Origin of the sequence: Singulisphaera chitinilytica, assembly GCF_049331405.1 — a bacterium.
Classification (GTDB): Bacteria; Planctomycetota; Planctomycetia; order Isosphaerales; family Isosphaeraceae; genus PoT.
This window is the reverse complement of the sequence record NZ_CP186274.1, coordinates 7750003-7765730: the sequence shown is the minus strand read 5'-3', so window position 1 is coordinate 7765730 and position 15728 is coordinate 7750003. Positions and strand designations below refer to the sequence as shown.

Annotated in this window: 13 protein-coding genes; 5 read left to right on the top strand and 8 right to left on the bottom strand. The window is 61.4% G+C overall.

From position 1 onward, the window contains the following. Window positions 1-131: 131 nt before the first annotated feature. The 3 genes from ACOYYX_RS30290 to ACOYYX_RS30280 form a co-directional block, all read right to left on the bottom strand. On the bottom strand, window positions 132-1058 hold the full coding sequence (locus ACOYYX_RS30290) for a lysophospholipid acyltransferase family protein (RefSeq protein WP_422926432.1): 927 nt from the start codon (window positions 1056-1058) through the stop codon (window positions 132-134). Window positions 1059-1140: 82 nt separating this feature from the next. Further along, a complete protein-coding gene (locus ACOYYX_RS30285) occupies window positions 1141-1398 on the bottom strand; it encodes an acyl carrier protein (RefSeq protein ID WP_422926431.1) in 258 nt (85 codons plus the stop codon). Beyond that, window positions 1395-2648 carry a beta-ketoacyl-[acyl-carrier-protein] synthase family protein gene (locus tag ACOYYX_RS30280; protein ID WP_422926430.1) on the bottom strand — a complete coding sequence of 418 codons (1254 nt, stop codon included), beginning with the start codon at window positions 2646-2648 and terminating at the stop codon, window positions 1395-1397. The genes ACOYYX_RS30285 and ACOYYX_RS30280 overlap by 4 nt, the downstream gene beginning before the upstream one ends. A gap of 296 nt (window positions 2649-2944) precedes the next feature. On the opposite strand from ACOYYX_RS30280, the gene ACOYYX_RS30275 reads away from it, so the two are divergent. After that, window positions 2945-3805 carry a fumarylacetoacetate hydrolase family protein gene (locus ACOYYX_RS30275; protein WP_422926429.1) on the top strand — a complete coding sequence of 287 codons (861 nt, stop codon included), beginning with the start codon at window positions 2945-2947 and terminating at the stop codon, window positions 3803-3805. A gap of 130 nt (window positions 3806-3935) precedes the next feature. Here the strand turns inward: ACOYYX_RS30275 and ACOYYX_RS30270 are convergent, their stop codons facing one another. Then, window positions 3936-4241 (bottom strand): hypothetical protein, encoded by a 306-nt coding sequence (locus ACOYYX_RS30270; protein ID WP_422926428.1) that lies wholly within the window; start codon window positions 4239-4241, stop codon window positions 3936-3938. A gap of 648 nt (window positions 4242-4889) precedes the next feature. Here ACOYYX_RS30270 and ACOYYX_RS30265 point away from each other — a divergent pair. Next, complete coding sequence (locus tag ACOYYX_RS30265) at window positions 4890-5801, top strand: hypothetical protein (protein WP_422926427.1); 912 nt, start codon at window positions 4890-4892, stop codon at window positions 5799-5801. A gap of 243 nt (window positions 5802-6044) precedes the next feature. After that, entirely contained in the window at window positions 6045-6764 is a 720-nt protein-coding gene (locus ACOYYX_RS30260) for a lysophospholipid acyltransferase family protein (protein ID WP_422926426.1), read from the top strand. A gap of 122 nt (window positions 6765-6886) precedes the next feature. On the opposite strand, the gene ACOYYX_RS30255 is transcribed toward ACOYYX_RS30260, so the two are convergent. The 3 genes from ACOYYX_RS30255 to prpB all read right to left on the bottom strand — a co-directional run bounded on the left by ACOYYX_RS30255 (window position 6887) and on the right by prpB (window position 11276). Next, window positions 6887-7708, bottom strand: a complete 822-nt coding sequence (locus ACOYYX_RS30255) for a TIGR00282 family metallophosphoesterase (RefSeq protein ID WP_422926425.1) — start codon at window positions 7706-7708, stop codon at window positions 6887-6889. Window positions 7709-7775: 67 nt separating this feature from the next. Continuing rightward, window positions 7776-9332 (bottom strand): ribonuclease Y, encoded by a 1557-nt coding sequence (gene rny / locus ACOYYX_RS30250; protein WP_422926424.1) that lies wholly within the window; start codon window positions 9330-9332, stop codon window positions 7776-7778. Between the two features lie 1044 nt (window positions 9333-10376). Beyond that, window positions 10377-11276, bottom strand: coding sequence for a methylisocitrate lyase (prpB, locus tag ACOYYX_RS30245; RefSeq protein WP_422926423.1), 900 nt, complete (start codon window positions 11274-11276; stop codon window positions 10377-10379). 188 nt (window positions 11277-11464) lie between these two features. Between prpB and ACOYYX_RS30240 the strand changes: the two genes are divergently transcribed. Then, window positions 11465-13996, top strand: a complete 2532-nt coding sequence (locus ACOYYX_RS30240; RefSeq protein WP_422926422.1) for a glycosyltransferase — start codon at window positions 11465-11467, stop codon at window positions 13994-13996. 58 nt (window positions 13997-14054) lie between these two features. Continuing rightward, entirely contained in the window at window positions 14055-14363 is a 309-nt protein-coding gene (locus ACOYYX_RS30235; protein WP_422926421.1) for a hypothetical protein, read from the top strand. A gap of 179 nt (window positions 14364-14542) precedes the next feature. Here the strand turns inward: ACOYYX_RS30235 and ACOYYX_RS30230 are convergent, their stop codons facing one another. Beyond that, complete coding sequence (locus tag ACOYYX_RS30230) at window positions 14543-15718, bottom strand: hypothetical protein (protein WP_422926420.1); 1176 nt, start codon at window positions 15716-15718, stop codon at window positions 14543-14545. Between the last annotated feature and the right edge of the window lie 10 nt (window positions 15719-15728).

Here is a 15728-nt window from a genome sequence, read left to right as displayed (position 1 = left end):
GAAGGTACCACTTCAAAGCCTGGTCGCACGCCCTCCAACCAAGCCTTCGTCATGTTGCCTCGCCTGCAGGCCCGAAGCCGCGTTCGCCACTCATGTCGACAAGTATGCCGACAAATTCGACGCAAAGAGGCTCAGGCCACCTGCAAGTCCATCTCCGGCCAGAAGAAATACTCGTTACTGTTGGCGGGGTGAAGTCGAACTTGGTCCTCGAGTAGGGTCAGGAAGGCCTGGACCCAGTGCTCGGTGAGGTTCGCATCGTCTCCGCAGTCCGCGATTTCCAGGGGAGTCAGGAACTCGAGGTGGTATGTCCCCTGCGGCATCATATGGCAGAAAACAGGGACCACCGGGGCTCCCGTCATCGCGGCGAGCCTGACCCAGGTCGCCGAGAACTGGTACCGGTGCCCGAGAAATCGAGCCGACTGCGTGTTCGGGCCAGTCCAACGCACATCACCGGCGACGTAGAGCAGCATCCCCGCCTTCAAAGCCTTGGCCGCTCTCAGGATGGAGCCCGCCGAGCCCGTCGCATCGCCTTTCCTCGAGATGAACAGGCGATCCTGGGCGAGCGGACCTTCGCTCTGGAACTGCCGTTCGAGGAACTTGGAGACGTGCCGGGGCCGCTCCATGTAGAACCGGAGAGGATAGTCCTGCCTGGCCAGCCAGTGCGAGGGGAGCAGGTGCGCCCCGTAGTGGCTCGTCAGGAGGATGACCCCTCGGCCCCGCGCCTTGGCGGCTTCGAGCGTGGAACGTCCCGAGACGACGAACATCGGATCGACGCGTTCGTTCTTCGCGACGTCGAGCAGGAGGTCTCGGGTCCGCCACCAGATCTGGTTGCCTGCGAGTTCCTGGCTGACGTTGTCGATGTCCCAGTCGCAGCCGAGCACCTCGTTCGTCCGAGAAACCGCGTTCTGGAAGCCGTCGCGCAGGTCCTTGTGCATCCGATACTCGGTGCGACCGATCCCGGCGACGACTCGGGAGGCGAACGGCAAGGGGAAGAGCCGCAAGATCGGCAGCACGCGCCGAAGCAAGAACTTACGGACCTTCAGCATTCGCCGATCCATGAGGGACTCCCTTCCCAGGACACGATGCGCGGAGATTCACGACGGACGCCGGGTACCGGCGATAGCAACAGGCAGCCGCGTGTCAGGCCACGGCCCGGTTGCGACGGACGGAGATGTAATTCACGAGGTCGGCGACGCTGAGCAACAACGGGAGGTCGTCGTCCTCGACGACCACGTCGAACTCGTCCTGGATCTTCAGGATGACATCCACGAGGTCGAGCGAGTCGATGTTCAGGTCCTCGACCATTCGCGAGTCGGTGGTGATCAGGACGTTGGCGGGGACCTTGCCCGCCTTTCGCACGATGGCTGTCACCTGCGAAATGAGTGCCGGGTCGCTCATCCCTTCCATCTCCCGAATATCAGGGCGTTATTCGTTCCACCAAAACCGAACGAGGCACTCATCACCGTCTCAACCTGGGCTGATCGGGCCTCGCCCGGCACGTAGTCGAGGTCGAGTTCGGGATCGCGAAGGTGGTTGATCGTGGGGGGAATCAACTGCTCCTGCAGCGTCCTGACGCTCACCGCCGCCTCGATCGCCGATGCGGCACCGAGGCTGTGACCGATGGCACCCTTGATGGAACTGACGGGCAGTCGAGCCGCCTGAGCGCCGAAGACCTCCTTGAGCACCTCGGTCTCGGTCCGGTCGTTCACGACCGTGCTCGTACCGTGGGCATTGTAATAATCGACATCTTCCGGCCGGATTTCCGCCCTATTCAGCGCCGAATTCAAACAATGGACAATCTTTTCCTTGCTCGGCATGGACATGTGATATCCATCCGAGTTGATGGCATGTCCATGATAGACGGCCTGGATCGGCAAATCGTACTTCTTCGCGGCAGCCTCGGTGGCGAGTACGACCATGCCCGCTCCCTCGGAAAGGACGAACCCCGCGCGGTCGGCGCTGAAAGGCCGGCTCGACTGTGACGGGTCGGTCAGCGATCGATCCTCGCGACGCTTCCCGAGCAAGGCCTTCATCGTGGCGAAGCCGTTCACGACGGCTGGCGTGAAGGCGCTCTCGGCAGCGCCGCAGATGGCGATCTCGGCCTCGCCCGACTTCAGGAACATCGAGCCGAGGGCGATGGCATGTCCACCTGAGGCACAGGCGTTGGCCGGGGCGACGCTCGGGCCGTAGAGGCCGAGGTGCTGCGAGATCTGCCCGGCACACTGATTGATGATCAGGCCGGGGATCACGAAGGGGCTGATAGCCCGATTCTTCCGGTTCATCATCTGGGCCTGCTCGGTGTCGAGTAGGTCGAGCCCCCCCAAGGCCGAGCCCACAAGGACCGCGACGCGGTGCGGATCGCAAGCAGATACGCCGGGCCCCGCTTGTGCCCAGGCTTCTCTCGCGGCGGCGAGGGCGAGGTGGATACAGCGGGCCTCGAGCTTGGAGACAGCCGGGTCGGCGTTAGGGGTGCCCGGGCCGAAGTCGGGGACGACCCCCGCAATGTCCTGGAGGAAGTCGCCGCCGGAGAAGGCTTCATGCTTCTGGATGCCGGATTCGCCGCGAATCAGTCGTTGCCAAGTCAGGTCCATGTTCGGACCGAGGCACGTAATTGCGGCATGTCCTACGACGACGATTCTCTGCGGCATCCTTGCCTCCCGGGGGTGTCCGCACCCGTGGAAATCCCACGCCGGCGCGGAAGCAGTGCCAGAGAAAACTTTCTTTACGAGAAAACTGGAATTTCCGCCAGCCCGACCGGCGCTCACAGATTCCCCGACACGCCCCCTCGATCCGAAATCGAGGAAGGATAGACACCCCCGTTCAATTCCTCATAATCGGCTGAGACACGCACAATCTTGACGCCAATCGTCAACTCCGTGAGGGACAGATCGTCCTCGCTCGAGTCCGACTGGCCGCGTCGACCACCAGAAATGAGGACGTGGGCATGCGCATCGCCAAGTATCGTTCGGGCACCGACACTACCCCCTGGGTCGGGGTGGTCGAGGACGATCGGATCACTCCCATCGGCCAGGGCAAAACGCTGCTCACCGAGTTGATCGAGGCCGAGGACCTCGAAGATCGAGTGCGCAAGGCCCTCTCAGCCGGCTCGAACACCCTGCCGCTCGAGACCGTCCAGTTGCTCGCCCCCATGGATCATCAGGAGGTCTGGGGTGCAGGCGTGACTTATGAGCGGAGCAAGGTGGCCCGCCAGGAGGAGTCGGAGCAGGGGGCCACCTTCTATGACTTGGTCTACCGCGCCGATCGGCCTGAGCTTTTCTTCAAGGCCACGCCGAGCCGAGTGGCCGGCCCAGGCCAACTCGTCCGTGTTCGACGCGACAGCAAGTGGTCCGTGCCCGAGCCTGAGCTCGCACTCGTCCTTTCTTCATCATTGCGACTTGTTGGTTTCACCGTTGGCAATGACATGAGCGCGCGAGACATCGAAGGGGTGAACCCCTTGTATCTCCCTCAGGCCAAGGTCTACGACGCCTGCTGCGGTCTCGGCCCGACGATTCGACTAGCCTCGACCCTCTCGGATCCCACTGCGATCGAGATTCAGATCGAGATCGAACGCAACTCCAAGCAAGTTTTCCACGGCAAGACTTCGACCGCCAAGATGGCGAGAACCTTCGGAGACCTGATCCAGTGGCTCGGCCGGGACAGTAGCTTCCCGCACGGCGTGATCCTGCTCACGGGAACGGGCATCGTCCCCCCCGACGAGTTCAGCCTCAATTCGGGCGATGTTGTAAAAATCACGATGGAAGGGATCGGGACGCTGATCAATCCTGTCATCCAGGGCGGGTCTTGAGAGACCCCGCCAATCGGGTGAATGATTGAAGACCACTCTCGAGTCACCCAACGAAAAACGCCGCCTTCCTCGATTGCAAGGAAGGCGGCGTGGTTCAGCATTCATATCGAATGAAAGCCGAGGGCCCAGCTCACTTAGGAGCGGGGGCTTCGGCCGGCTTGGCTTCTTCAGCCTTCGGGGCTTCGGCCGGCTTGGCTTCTTCAGCCTTCGGGGCTTCGGCCGGCTTGGCTTCTTCAGCCTTCGGGGCCGGGGTCGGGGCTTCGACGGGCGGGGCCGGGGTCGGGGTCGGCTCGGTCTTGGTCGGGGCGGGGGTGGCCGAAGGCGTCTCGGTTGCGGTCGGGGCTTCCGTAGCCGGTTCCTCGGTGCAGCCGCTGATCAAAGCCAAGGAGAGCGTCATGCCGGAGAGAGCGGACAACATCTTGTGCGAGAAATTCACCGAAATCACTCCTTCAGATGCACCCGGTGGTCGGTCGTCGTCCAAATGGTATGCAAGTCCGACCATCGACGAAGCGGACTTGTGCGTGTAGGGGTACAACGCAGGCGACACATCCGGCCACTCACGAGTCACGGAAGGGGATTATAGCCACGCATTTTTTCGTCCGCAATCAAAAATCAAGCGAAGGAACCTCGCTAAGTCTTTGCCCCCAATCGGAGAGCGTCATTCCTCGACGCCTGGTTTCAGCGAGACAAGCGACGCGTCACGGATCAAGCAGCGGAGGTTTCCAATTCGCGTGATTATGATCGGGTGATTGAATCAATTCTTTGTGAATCCTACTCGTCGTTTGTAACTCCTTCCTTCTCAGACCAGACCCATTTTCGATACTTACATGCCGATGGGCGAAGGGGCCTGAGGCCACGAAGCGATCTCGCAAGCCCTCATCCGCTCCTGGGTTGAGGCTTTTTTTCCGGCCCAAGTGGACTGGCGGAACAGCGACCCTTCGCTATAATCCCTCCAATCGGCACTATCCTTGCAGTTGAGTGCGACGCCGCCCGCAGTTATCCCATCTCGCAAAGTAATTCGCCTTACACATCTTGATTTGATGCCATGATGGCTTCCTGAAATCCCCCGAACAGGAGGTTCGTGATGTCCGTTGCCAAGGTGTGCTCTGGCTTCGTCCTGATCCTGGGAATCGCAGCGACGACGGCGGTCGCCGACCCGGTGACAGCGAATGGTGCTCCCAGGTATTGGAACTGGACGGCCAGGGTTTCCAGCCTTCGGCAAATCATCAACGATGCGAGGCAGGCTCCAGCCATCTCCACCGCGAGCGCACCGGCGGCAGCCGACGCCTACATCAATTTCGGCGGCGGTCCTTACGCGGAAGCATCGTCGCTCACGACGGGGAGCGGACAACCCTGGTACACCAGCCCCGCCGTCGAGAAGTTCTTCGGGGGTCAGGAGCCGAACGCCGCCCAGCAAGACGCGTTCGAGAGCTCGGTCCTCCAGAATGTGCAGAGCACGTTCCTTCAGAGCGGCGGGCTCAATCCCTCGATCACGACCGACCCGTCAGTCCGGGCGAATCACACGATGAGTGTCGTGTCGAACACGTCCTACGGGCCGAATCCGAATGCGATCGGCATCACCAACGTCGGCGGTGACGGGTTCAGCTTCATCGACAAGCTCGACGGAGCCACGACTCTCTCAGACCTCGAATGGGCCCTCGCACACAACATTTCTCACGAACTGATGCACTCCTTCGGCGTCGCCGCGCACGATGACCAGACCGGGCAATTCCTCGATGCGGCCACTGCCACCTGGCCGGTGCTGACCGACCCGCACACGACATTCAGCCAGAAGGCCATCGACGACATGAAGAGCAGCAACTTCGACCGGAACAGCCTCGCCAGCTTCTCGACAGGCCAGCAGGAGATTGACGGAGACCTCGAGATTGCAGCGGTCCCCGTCCCCGAACCCTCTACCTGTCTCCTCTGGGCCGGAGTCCTCGCCGGGGTCGCCATGGCTCGTCACCGACTCAATAAGCGAGATGCGGCCGCCTGATTCTGTGTAGGATCCGCCGAGAGGCGGGCACTTGATGCCGGTCCGGCATGCTTGTGGCACAATCTCTATCACTTCACGCAGGGAGTTGAAAAGAGTACGGCCGCAACAGTGACCTCGTGCCCCGGCGATTCCATGATCAGCTCATCCCTCCTGTTGATAATCGCAGCCCTCTTCCTCGTAGCCCCGTGGCTCCTGATGCCTTCCGAAGCGGGTCGGCCTGAGATTCATGGGATCCTCAGGATCTTGTACTGGATCACCCAGAGTTATTGCGCACTCTGGCACCATCTAGAGATCAAGCAGCGGTCATCTCTTCCCGATGTCGGCCCCGCCATCCTGATCGCCAACCACACCTGCGGCATCGACCATCTCCTGCTGCAGTCTGGCTGCAATCGAGTGCTCGGGTTCCTCATCGCACGCGAGTACTATGAGGCCAAGCCGATCCACTGGCTCTGCGTACGACTCGGGTGCATCCCCGTACGCAGGGACGGTCACGACCTGGCGGCGACGAGGGCAGCCCTCCGAACCCTGGAAGAAGGGCGAGTGGTCCCGGTGTTCCCTGAAGGCCGAATCCTGCCGACCTCGGGCGAGGAACTGGGCGAGGGCAAGTCAGGCGCAGCGTTCCTGGCTCTCCAGGCTCGTGTCCCAGTCTTCCCGGCCTATATCCGCGGGACCCCGAGGACGAACGACGTCCTGAAAGCGGTCATTACCACATCCAACGCCTCCGTCCGATTCGGTCCTCCCATCGACCTGTCCGACATTCCCGTTCAGGATCGATATGATAGGGAAACGTTGAACCAGGTCACCGAAAGGATGATGAACGCGATTCGGGATCTGCGAGCCAAGGACCGCTCAGAGTGCGAGAGAGATCGGCCGACATCCTCATCGATCAAGAAGAACGTTCCGCTTGATCGATCCCAGGATCATCCTCGATCGCTACCCAGTGTCGCCGGGACCACGGTCTGAATACGAATCCGCTTGCAGATCTTACCCATCGAGGAAGCAGCGACGGTTGCCGTGGGATTCGCTAAGGCCTCGATTGTGTGGCGGGCTCAGGTCGATCGAGGGCAACTCATTCTCGTGAGATGTTAAGGTGACGACTCAAGCAAGAGTCGCTGGACTTCCTCCTGATTGATCGACACCCGCTTAATCGAGAGGGCATGCCCCGTGTCGGCATTGATTTCGAGAAGCGCGCCGTTGAGGCGGGGATCGCCAGTCGCGACTTCGAAATAGTGCGGGACGTTAGTGAGGGTCGCCGCCAGTACCCTGTCGTAACGCCGTCCCAGGATCGAGTCGTGCGGTCCCGTCATGCCGACGTCGGACTGGTAGGCGGTGCCGTTGGGCAGGATGGCCTCGTCGGCCGTGGGGACGTGCGTATGCGTGCCCAGGACCGCCGAGACCCGACCGTCGAGATACCGCCCCATCAATTGCTTATCGCTGGTGGCCTCGGCGTGGAAGTCGACGACGATGACCTTGGCCATGCGCGAAATCGAGTCGAGTACGCGGTCGGCCGCGCGGAACGGGCAGTCGACCGGCTTCATGAATGTCCGGCCGAGGAGGGTGAACACCCCGACGGGCGTCCCGTCCTTGGCCTCGACGACAACCGATTCCTCGCCGGGTGAGTCGTGCGGGAAGTTGGCGGGCCTGAGCAAGCGATCGGTTTGCTCGAAGAGGGCGAAGACCTCATCCTTGCGATAGACGTGGTCGCCCAGGGTGAAGACGTCTACCCCCGCGTCGACGAGGTCCTCATGACAGGTCCTGGTGAATCCCGATCCCCCTGCCGCGTTCTCGCCGTTGCAGATCACCAGATCCAGGTCCCAGCGTCGGATCAGGCGAGGGAGCACCTGGCTGACAATCCTGCGCCCGGGAGAGCCCACCACGTCGCCGATGAACAGGATCTTGAGAGGCATGAGTGAGCTAACCTGGCTTTCGACGTGAGTGGATGATCGGTGACTGGCGGACGAAAGGCACGAGGCGTCACCGGGCGAACTCGATGCTCCTCGTCTCCCTCAAGACGGTCACCTTGACCTCACCAGGATACGTAAGTTGCTCCTGGACGGCGCGGGCGATGTCACGGCAGAGCTTGGCCGCAGCAGGATCGTCGAGGCGTTGGCTATCGGCGATGACGCGAATCTCGCGCCCAGCTTGAACGGCAAAGGCCTGCTCGACGCCGGGGAAGCCGCAAGCGAGCGCCTCGAGTTCCTCGAGCCGCCGGACGTACTTCTCGAGCGTCTCGCGCCTCGCTCCGGGTCGGCTCGCGCTGATGGCGTCGGCGGCGGCAACGAGGACGGTGTAAGGAGTCTCGGGCCTGAGGTCGTCGTGGTGGCCGAGGGCCGCGTGGACGACCTCCGACCGCTCGCCGTACCTCTTGGTCAGTTCCCCGCCGATCGCCGGGTGGCCGCCTTCCATCTCGTGATCGGCCGCCTTGCCGATGTCGTGCAAGAGGCCGCAACGCCGGCCGATCGCCCCGTCGAGGCCGATTTCCTCGGCGAGGAGTCCAGTCAGGAAGGCGACCTCGATGGAGTGTCGCAGGACATTCTGCGAGTAGCTTGTGCGGAATTTGAGGCGGCCGAGGAAGTCCAGCAGCTTCTCATGTAGGCCGGGCACGTTCGCTTCCTGCGCGGCGGCCTGACCGAGTTGCCGGATGTGCAATTCCATCTCTTCCTGCGTTTCCTTGACGATCTCTTCGATGCGAGTGGGGTGGATCCGGCCGTCCAGGATCAGCTTCTCGAGGGAGATCTTGGCGATCTCACGCCTGATGTTGTCGAACCCGGTAACGATGACGATCCCCGGCGTGTCGTCGACGATCACGTCAACGCCGGTGATCTTCTCGAAGGCGCGAATGTTCCGACCCTCTCGACCGATAATCCGTCCCTTCATGTCGTCGGTCGGTATGTCAACGGTGCTGACGGTCGTCTCGGCCGTATGAGAGGCCGCATAGCGCTGGATCGCCGTGGCGAGGATTTCCCGAGCCTTCTGCTGACTCGTTTCCCGAAGCGTCTGCTCGTATTTGAGGACGATCCCGCCGACCTCGTGACGCAGCTCGTCCTCGATCCGGCGAAGCAGGAGGGCCCTGGCGTCGTCGGGTCCGAGTTGGGATAGACGATGCAGCTCGTCTTTCTGGGCGATGAGGATCTGTTTGACCTCCTGATTCCGGAGGTTCAGTTCCTCTTGCTGGTCGGCACAATAGCGCTGGACGGATTCGAACTCGCGCTCTTTCTTCGTGATTAGCTCGAGCTTCTGATCGAGGATGTCGGCGCGTTTCTCGAGCCGGCGTTCCTGCTCGCGCACTTCTTTGCGGGCCGTGTCGACTTCATAGTCGAGCGCCTCGCGACGTCGGAGGGATTCCTCCTTCGCTTCGAGGTCGGCCTCTTTGCGGATGTTATCTCCCTCCCGCTTGGCCGATTCGATGATTTGCTCGGCCAGTCCGCGGGCCGATTGGGCCCGCAATCGGGAATAGAGGACGGCTCCAACAAGTCCTCCGAAGGTCCCGACGAGCAATCCGATCAGGCCCCCAATGGTTGCCCCGTCCACGTCGGCGCCTCGCCTTTCCGCAAAAGGTAGTCTTTCGACGCGCCGCCGCATCCCGCTTTCAAGCGCACGGGGACCGCAGGTGAGGGCTTGCGAGGCAATTCGATACCGACGCGTTCAACGACGAGAGCCGGTTTCCGGTTTGGGACCGAACTCGATGGGATTAAGGACTCGACCTAGCCAGAGGGAAATCCCTCAGTCCAAGCCGTCTCGACTCGAGCCAGGACGCAGTGAGCACGCCAGGGGGTCCCCCGCAGCCCACCGCTATCCAGGCCCAATCACCCGATCGCGGGAGATACCCGCAAGGCAATCGTTTCCCATACCGTTCTAACCCCTCAGGCCGTTGATCGGCCTGAAGCCAGCGCAGAAGGGATGCACCACCCAGGCTCGGCAGATATTGCCGAATCCAGGTCGCTGTCGAGATGACCGCCGGCGCGAAAATCGCAAGCAATAGGCCGATCATGAGGCTCGACAATGCATGTATCCTTAGTCGCGGCTGAGGGGGAGAATTGTCGTCTTCAGCGCCGGCCTCATCCGACTACGCCCGACGAAAATCGCGTCGAGGATAGTCGGCCTCTGGGCCACGCGAACGAAAGTTGAATAGAAGATCCATGAACCCGACTTCCCACCGTCGGATTTCGATTTCGCGAAATGACGTAAGGGGAGCGAGCTTGCCCGAATCTTGGTAGGTCAACGCTCCCAAGATGGTCTTCTACTTTAACAGAACGTTGAGGGGGGTCAATCGCCCCGCGCTTTGATTGCCCCCCGCTCGCAAATTGTGACTTCGTTGACACTTGTGGCCCAGATTTCGTTCGTTGCCGTCGACGCCTACCTACGCCCAATCCGATTTCTCTGGTGTATTCTGGTCGCACACATGTCCAAGCTATTTCCCATGTTTTTCAAAGTTTGGGACTTTGATCAACATGGGAAATCTGGAAGATGCCTGTTTCTTCCGAATGGTATAAGAGCTTGGGTGTCGTCCCGTGAAGGATTGTTGGAGCACGATTTGAATTACTTGGCGGCGTGTCCGTTCTTACAAAACGAAAATCAGGCCTCGCTTGTCGGCTCGTCGGAAGCGTCATCTCCGCCGAAATAGGCCCGATCCTTCGCCTCCCAATCCTGGTAGCCGAGGACCTCATAGAGCTCGCTGCGCTTCTGCATGCGGTCGAGAAGGTCTCGCTGTGTACCTCGCTCCTTGAGCTCTCGTAGCAAGTCCTCCGCGGCTCGCATCGCGACCCGGAACGCCGTCAGGGGGAATAGCACGGCCCGATAGTCGAAGGTGGCGAGTTCTTGCATTGAGAGCATGGGACTCTTACCGAATTCCGTCATGTTGGCCAGCTTCGGCGCCTCGACTTGTTCGGCGAACGCGGCGAACTCCTGCACCGACTCGAGGGCTTCGGGGAAGATCATGTCCGCCCCCGCCTCGAGGTAAGCGTGGGCACGGTCGACGGCCGACTCGAAGCTCTCGACATTGCGGGCATCGGTACGAGCCACGATGACGAAGTCGGGGTCTTTCCTTGCCGCCACGGCGGCGCGGATTTTGGCAACCATCGTCGAAGTGTCGACGACGGATTTTCCCGAGAGATGTCCGCAACGCTTGGGTAGGACCTGATCCTCGAGGTGGATCCCCGCAACTCCGGCCTGCTCGAACAACCGCACGGTACGTTCGACGTTGATGGCCTCTCCGAAGCCCGTGTCCGCGTCGCAGAGCAGGGGGAGGTTCGTCGCTCGTGCAATGACGGCCGCCTGATCGACGAACTCGGTCAGGCTCAGGAGGCCGATGTCGGGGAGGCCGGCCCAGCCCGCGGATAAGGCTCCCCCGGAGAGGTAGACCGCCCGATACCCCAGGCGCTCGGCCATCTTGGCTGTGAGCGCATTAAAGGTGCCGGGGATCATCACGGATTCTTCGGCCCAGGCGGCTCGCAGTCGGGCTCCGGGTGATGGCATCGCGTTTCCTCAAAACTCAGGATCGTCTGTCCTGCGGAATTCGTCCTTTGCGATGGTATCGCGCCGCGGTGCAGGCCGGAAGCGAACTCAAGGTCTGGAGCGGGCTTGGCGTTGACGGATCGGGTCCAGATGGATAACTTCCCCGGCGATTCCCAGGATGGGAATAGAACGACAGGGAGGTTGTCCTCGTGCGAATCGGTATCGATATGTTGGCCGTCCAGTCCCCGCACCACGGCCATCGGGGCATCGGGCGATACAGTGGACACCTGGTCTCGGCCCTCCTCGAAAGGAATGACCAGCATGAATATGTGCTCTATGCGCACGAGAACCTTCCAACCGACCTGATACCCAGTCATCCGAAGACGTCGACACGCTGGATCCGGACTGAGCCCGAGCTCGGAGTCTCCACCGTCTCGCAGGCCGTCGACAACTTGATCCGGCACAATCCAGACGCCCTCGACGCCTTCCTCGTGCTCAGTCCCTTCGAGCACTGGTGCAATTACACGCCGCCCGCCAAGCCCGCGGGCAGCTCGATCCGGATGGCGGCGGTCGTCTACGACATGATCCCGTTCCTCTTCCAGAACGAGTCGGCGTCGAGCGCGACCCTGACCCGCTTCTACCGGGTCCTCGAGGATCTCCGCCGCTACGATATCCTTCTGGCGATCTCCGAGTCGACACAGCGCGACACGCAGTCGCTCCTCGGCTTGCCCGAAGGGCAGATCGTGAACATCAGCGCGGCGACCGACCACCTGTTCTTCAAGCCGGATGAGCGCTACCCGGTCTCCAACACGTCGCGAAAGACGCTCGAAGACCTCGACATCCACAAGCCGTTCATCCTGAATGTCGGCGGCATGGACGAGCGCAAGAATAGCTTCGGCCTGATCGACATCTTCTCCCGTTTGCCGGAGGAACTCCGGGCGACGCATCAACTCGTCCTCGCCTTTGGATTGGCCGAGGAAGAGGTGGAGTGGCTCAATCAAGAGGCTAGGGATCGCGGGATAGAGGACGCCCTCGTGGTCACGCGTAAAGTCAGTGACGAGGCCCTCCTGACCCTCTATCAGCAGTGCAAGGCCTTCGTCTTCCCCTCGGTGTACGAGGGCTTCGGCCTGCCGATCCTCGAGGCCCTGAGCTGCGGTGCCGTGGTCGTTGCGGGAAATAACTCGTCGCAGATCGAGGTCGTCGGCGAGGCCGGACTTCTCGCCAACGTAAGTGATCCCAACGACGTCGCCGAGAAGCTGGCCAGGGTGCTTACCGACTCCCAGCTCAGGCGTAAGCTCCAGGAGAACGCGTTGCCTCAAGCGGATAAGTTCCGCTGGGATCATACGGGCAAGCTCGCCATGGATGCGCTCGTGGGCCAACCTCCTGAAACCTCGCCCCGGCTCAGGCGGTTGCGGGCTCATCGGTCGCATCACAGCAAGCCTCGGATCGCCTTCTTCTCGCCGCTCCCCCCTCGCAAGTCGGGAGTGTCCGACTATTCGCAGCTCCTACTTGGCGACCTGAGCAAGACCTACCGCATCGACTTGTATCACGATGCCGGCTACGTCCCCGAGACGGCGCTGGCGAGCGACGAGTTCCGGGCCCGAGACTATCGGCTCTTCGCCCGGTTCGCGCCCCAGGAAGACTACCACGCGGTCGTCTACCAGATGGGCAACTCGCGCTATCATAGCTACATGTACGAGACGATGCTCAACGTCCCTGGCGTCGTGACCCTGCACGATTTCTGCCTCGCCGGCTTCCACCTCCATTACGGCCAGCCTCGCGGCGGGGCCAAGGAATATCTTCGCGACCAACTCCTCCGCTGGTATCCGGAAGACGCGGAGAAAATTGAGCTGACCAGCAAGGGCTGGACGACCGACCTGGAAGTCGCCGTGAGGAATTGTGCGGAGTCCGGCTGGTATCTGAATCGCCGCCTGATCGACGCCTCGACCTCGGTGATCGTCCATTCTCCCTGGTGCGTCGAGCAGGTCCGCAAGGGATCGCCCGAATACCTGGACAAGATGGCGATGATCCCGCACGGCATTCAGCCCAAAGACCGCTCACCCGAGCGACGCCGCGCGATCCGCGAACGCTTCAACATCCCGCAAGATGCCCTCGTCTTCGCAAGCTTCGGTTTCATTCATCCCGAGAAGCTGAGCCCCGAGGCCCTCGACGCCTTCAAGGTGGTGGCCGACGAGAATGACAAGGCGATCTTCCTGTTCGTCGGTGAGGATGCCGATGGCGGCATCGTGCGTCGTCACGCCGCGAGCCTGGGCCTTCAAGAGCGTTCGCGATTCCTGGGTCGGACATCGATCGAGGATTTCGCGGACCTGGCCACGGTGACGGATGTTGGCGTGAACCTCAGGAAGCCTCCGACGAACGGCGAGACCTCCGGGGCGCTCCTCTACCTGCTCTCGGCCGGGATCGCGACGATCGTCACCGACGTAGCGACGTTCTCGGACTACCCCAATGACGTCGTCCGTCGGGTCAAGTGGGACGAGAACGGACCCCGAGAACTGACGCGCATGTGCCTCGAACTTGCCCGTGATTCAAAGACCCGTGTAATCCTGGGCGACTCCGCCTGGGATTACGTGGCGACCCATCACGAGTGGTCTCGGGTCGCCAAGCAGTATGTTGAAGTGATCGAACGCTCTCACACATTACACAAGACGACGCGCGAGCAGGCCCGAAGAAAACCCTTAAGCCTGGCTCCGCATCGAGATTCTTTGCGATCGACGATTTGATGGCCGCAGGCTCGTCGTCGGTCGATCCGTGCATCCCAGTATTCCAACGAGGTGATTGATGAAAGGCCTCATCAAGGCGATCGTCAAGAAGGCTTGGCAGTTCACCCGACCCATCCGCCGCCCTTTCGTACGCAAGATCCATGCTCATCTCACGCAATGCATGGAGGCGGTCCAGCGCCCCCATCCAATCGTCGTGGTTTCCGACGAGTCGATCGTGTTGATGGATCAGGTCGTCCGCGAGTTGGTTCGACTCCAGCGCCAGGTTGATACGCTGCAACAGTCCCTCGACGCCATGGCCGATGAGCGAGCTCATCCAGCCATCGCCGGCGAGCTCGAACTCATGAGCGAACGCCTCAGGGCTGGCTGAGCCGAGTTTCTCTCCAATCACTTCCCTCGGCTTGGAACAGGCGAGGCTCGATCGGTCTAACGATCGAAGCCTCGGACGCCTGCAACCATTGCATTGCCGAATACAGATACGTTGTCGCATCCGCGGCCTGACTTCAGGTGCCGGTCAAAGGCAGCACTCAGCATAGGTTTGGAAGGCGCTCAGCGGCGAGCGTTCCCGTCGTTCGTGATCGCGATACGCGACTGGCCCACGTCCTCGACGGGGAAGTTTTCGGCGATCTCGCGATAGGGGGGGAGTTCGAGCCAGCGAGGTAAAGTCTCCGGCTGCTCGAGAGCATGCTTGACCACCTGGGCAACGTCATGACTGAACGTGTACCCACCCGAGCGATCGAGGTGTACGGTGTCGGCAAAGGTGGCCGAACTGTAATTGGCTCTACGGCCATCGACCACGGTGACGAGGTTCGACTGCGACTGGGCCCACCTGGCCAGTTCGGTGAAGTACGAGTCGAGACCTACCCTGTCTCGATCCAACTGGGCTGCGGGGCCTATCGGCGGTAGGAGCCAGAGGACTCGGATGCCATTCTGATTGGTCAACGCGAACAGCTTCTGGGCATACACTCGCGACAGCGTGTTGAGCCCGAATTGCCTTTTATTAAATGGTTCGGGGGAGACCTTTGAATCGGGCGAAGGCGCGGGCTCCGTCGATGGTTTGCGAGGCGCGACGTGAGTGCCTCGATTCATGACCCAGTTGCGGCGTAATGAGCGGATGTCTTCGGTCGAGAAGACAGGCTGGCCTCGGAGTGACGCTTGGACACTCAAGCGGACTTCATTACGCATGCGGTAGGAAGGGAGCAATTTAGCCACCGCGATGTCGGCGAAGAGGCCGGCGTCATGCGTGTGCCAGGCGAGGTCGAAGGCATCATGGAAGGAAAGGATTTGAGGCCACCAGCGCAGATTGCTCTCAATCCCTTCCTGACGCTCCCCAAGATGTTCTTTCGGGATAGGTCCATCCTGGCAATCCAGCAGCAAGACCTTCGGAGCAGCCCCCGAGGCAATGGCTTGCTTCAGGATGAAATAACTCGAGGGCATCTGCCCGCCGAAGACGGCCAGGTTGTACGTCCGCTTCCCCGTCACTCGCTGGATGACACGAGACTGCACGCCGTATTTGACCAGACTCGTCCCCAGGCCCAGCACTTCCGTATTTCTGGAATCGCGCGAAGCTCTGGTCGACGCGAAATTCCAGTTGGCGGATTCGGGCCTGGAGAAGTCGTCCGTGTGTCGTCGGAGAGTCGCCTCGACGCCCGCGATCAGTGCGAGCGTACCGAGAAATCCCAGGGGAACGGATGACCTTCGACGCTTCGGTCCGGGCGTGCTCATCGGCTCATCG

Coding starts and splice junctions, on each gene's coding strand:
- ACOYYX_RS30235 (WP_422926421.1), top strand. CDS start 14,055: ATGAAAGGCCTCATCAAGGCGATCGTCAAGAAGGCTTGGCAGTTCACC.
- ACOYYX_RS30230 (WP_422926420.1), bottom strand. CDS start 15,718: ATGAGCACGCCCGGACCGAAGCGTCGAAGGTCATCCGTTCCCCTGGGA.
- ACOYYX_RS30285 (WP_422926431.1), bottom strand. CDS start 1,398: ATGAGCGACCCGGCACTCATTTCGCAGGTGACAGCCATCGTGCGAAAG.
- prpB (WP_422926423.1), bottom strand. CDS start 11,276: ATGCCATCACCCGGAGCCCGACTGCGAGCCGCCTGGGCCGAAGAATCC.
- ACOYYX_RS30280 (WP_422926430.1), bottom strand. CDS start 2,648: ATGCCGCAGAGAATCGTCGTCGTAGGACATGCCGCAATTACGTGCCTC.
- ACOYYX_RS30290 (WP_422926432.1), bottom strand. CDS start 1,058: ATGGATCGGCGAATGCTGAAGGTCCGTAAGTTCTTGCTTCGGCGCGTG.
- ACOYYX_RS30275 (WP_422926429.1), top strand. CDS start 2,945: ATGCGCATCGCCAAGTATCGTTCGGGCACCGACACTACCCCCTGGGTC.
- ACOYYX_RS30255 (WP_422926425.1), bottom strand. CDS start 7,708: ATGCCTCTCAAGATCCTGTTCATCGGCGACGTGGTGGGCTCTCCCGGG.
- ACOYYX_RS30265 (WP_422926427.1), top strand. CDS start 4,890: ATGTCCGTTGCCAAGGTGTGCTCTGGCTTCGTCCTGATCCTGGGAATC.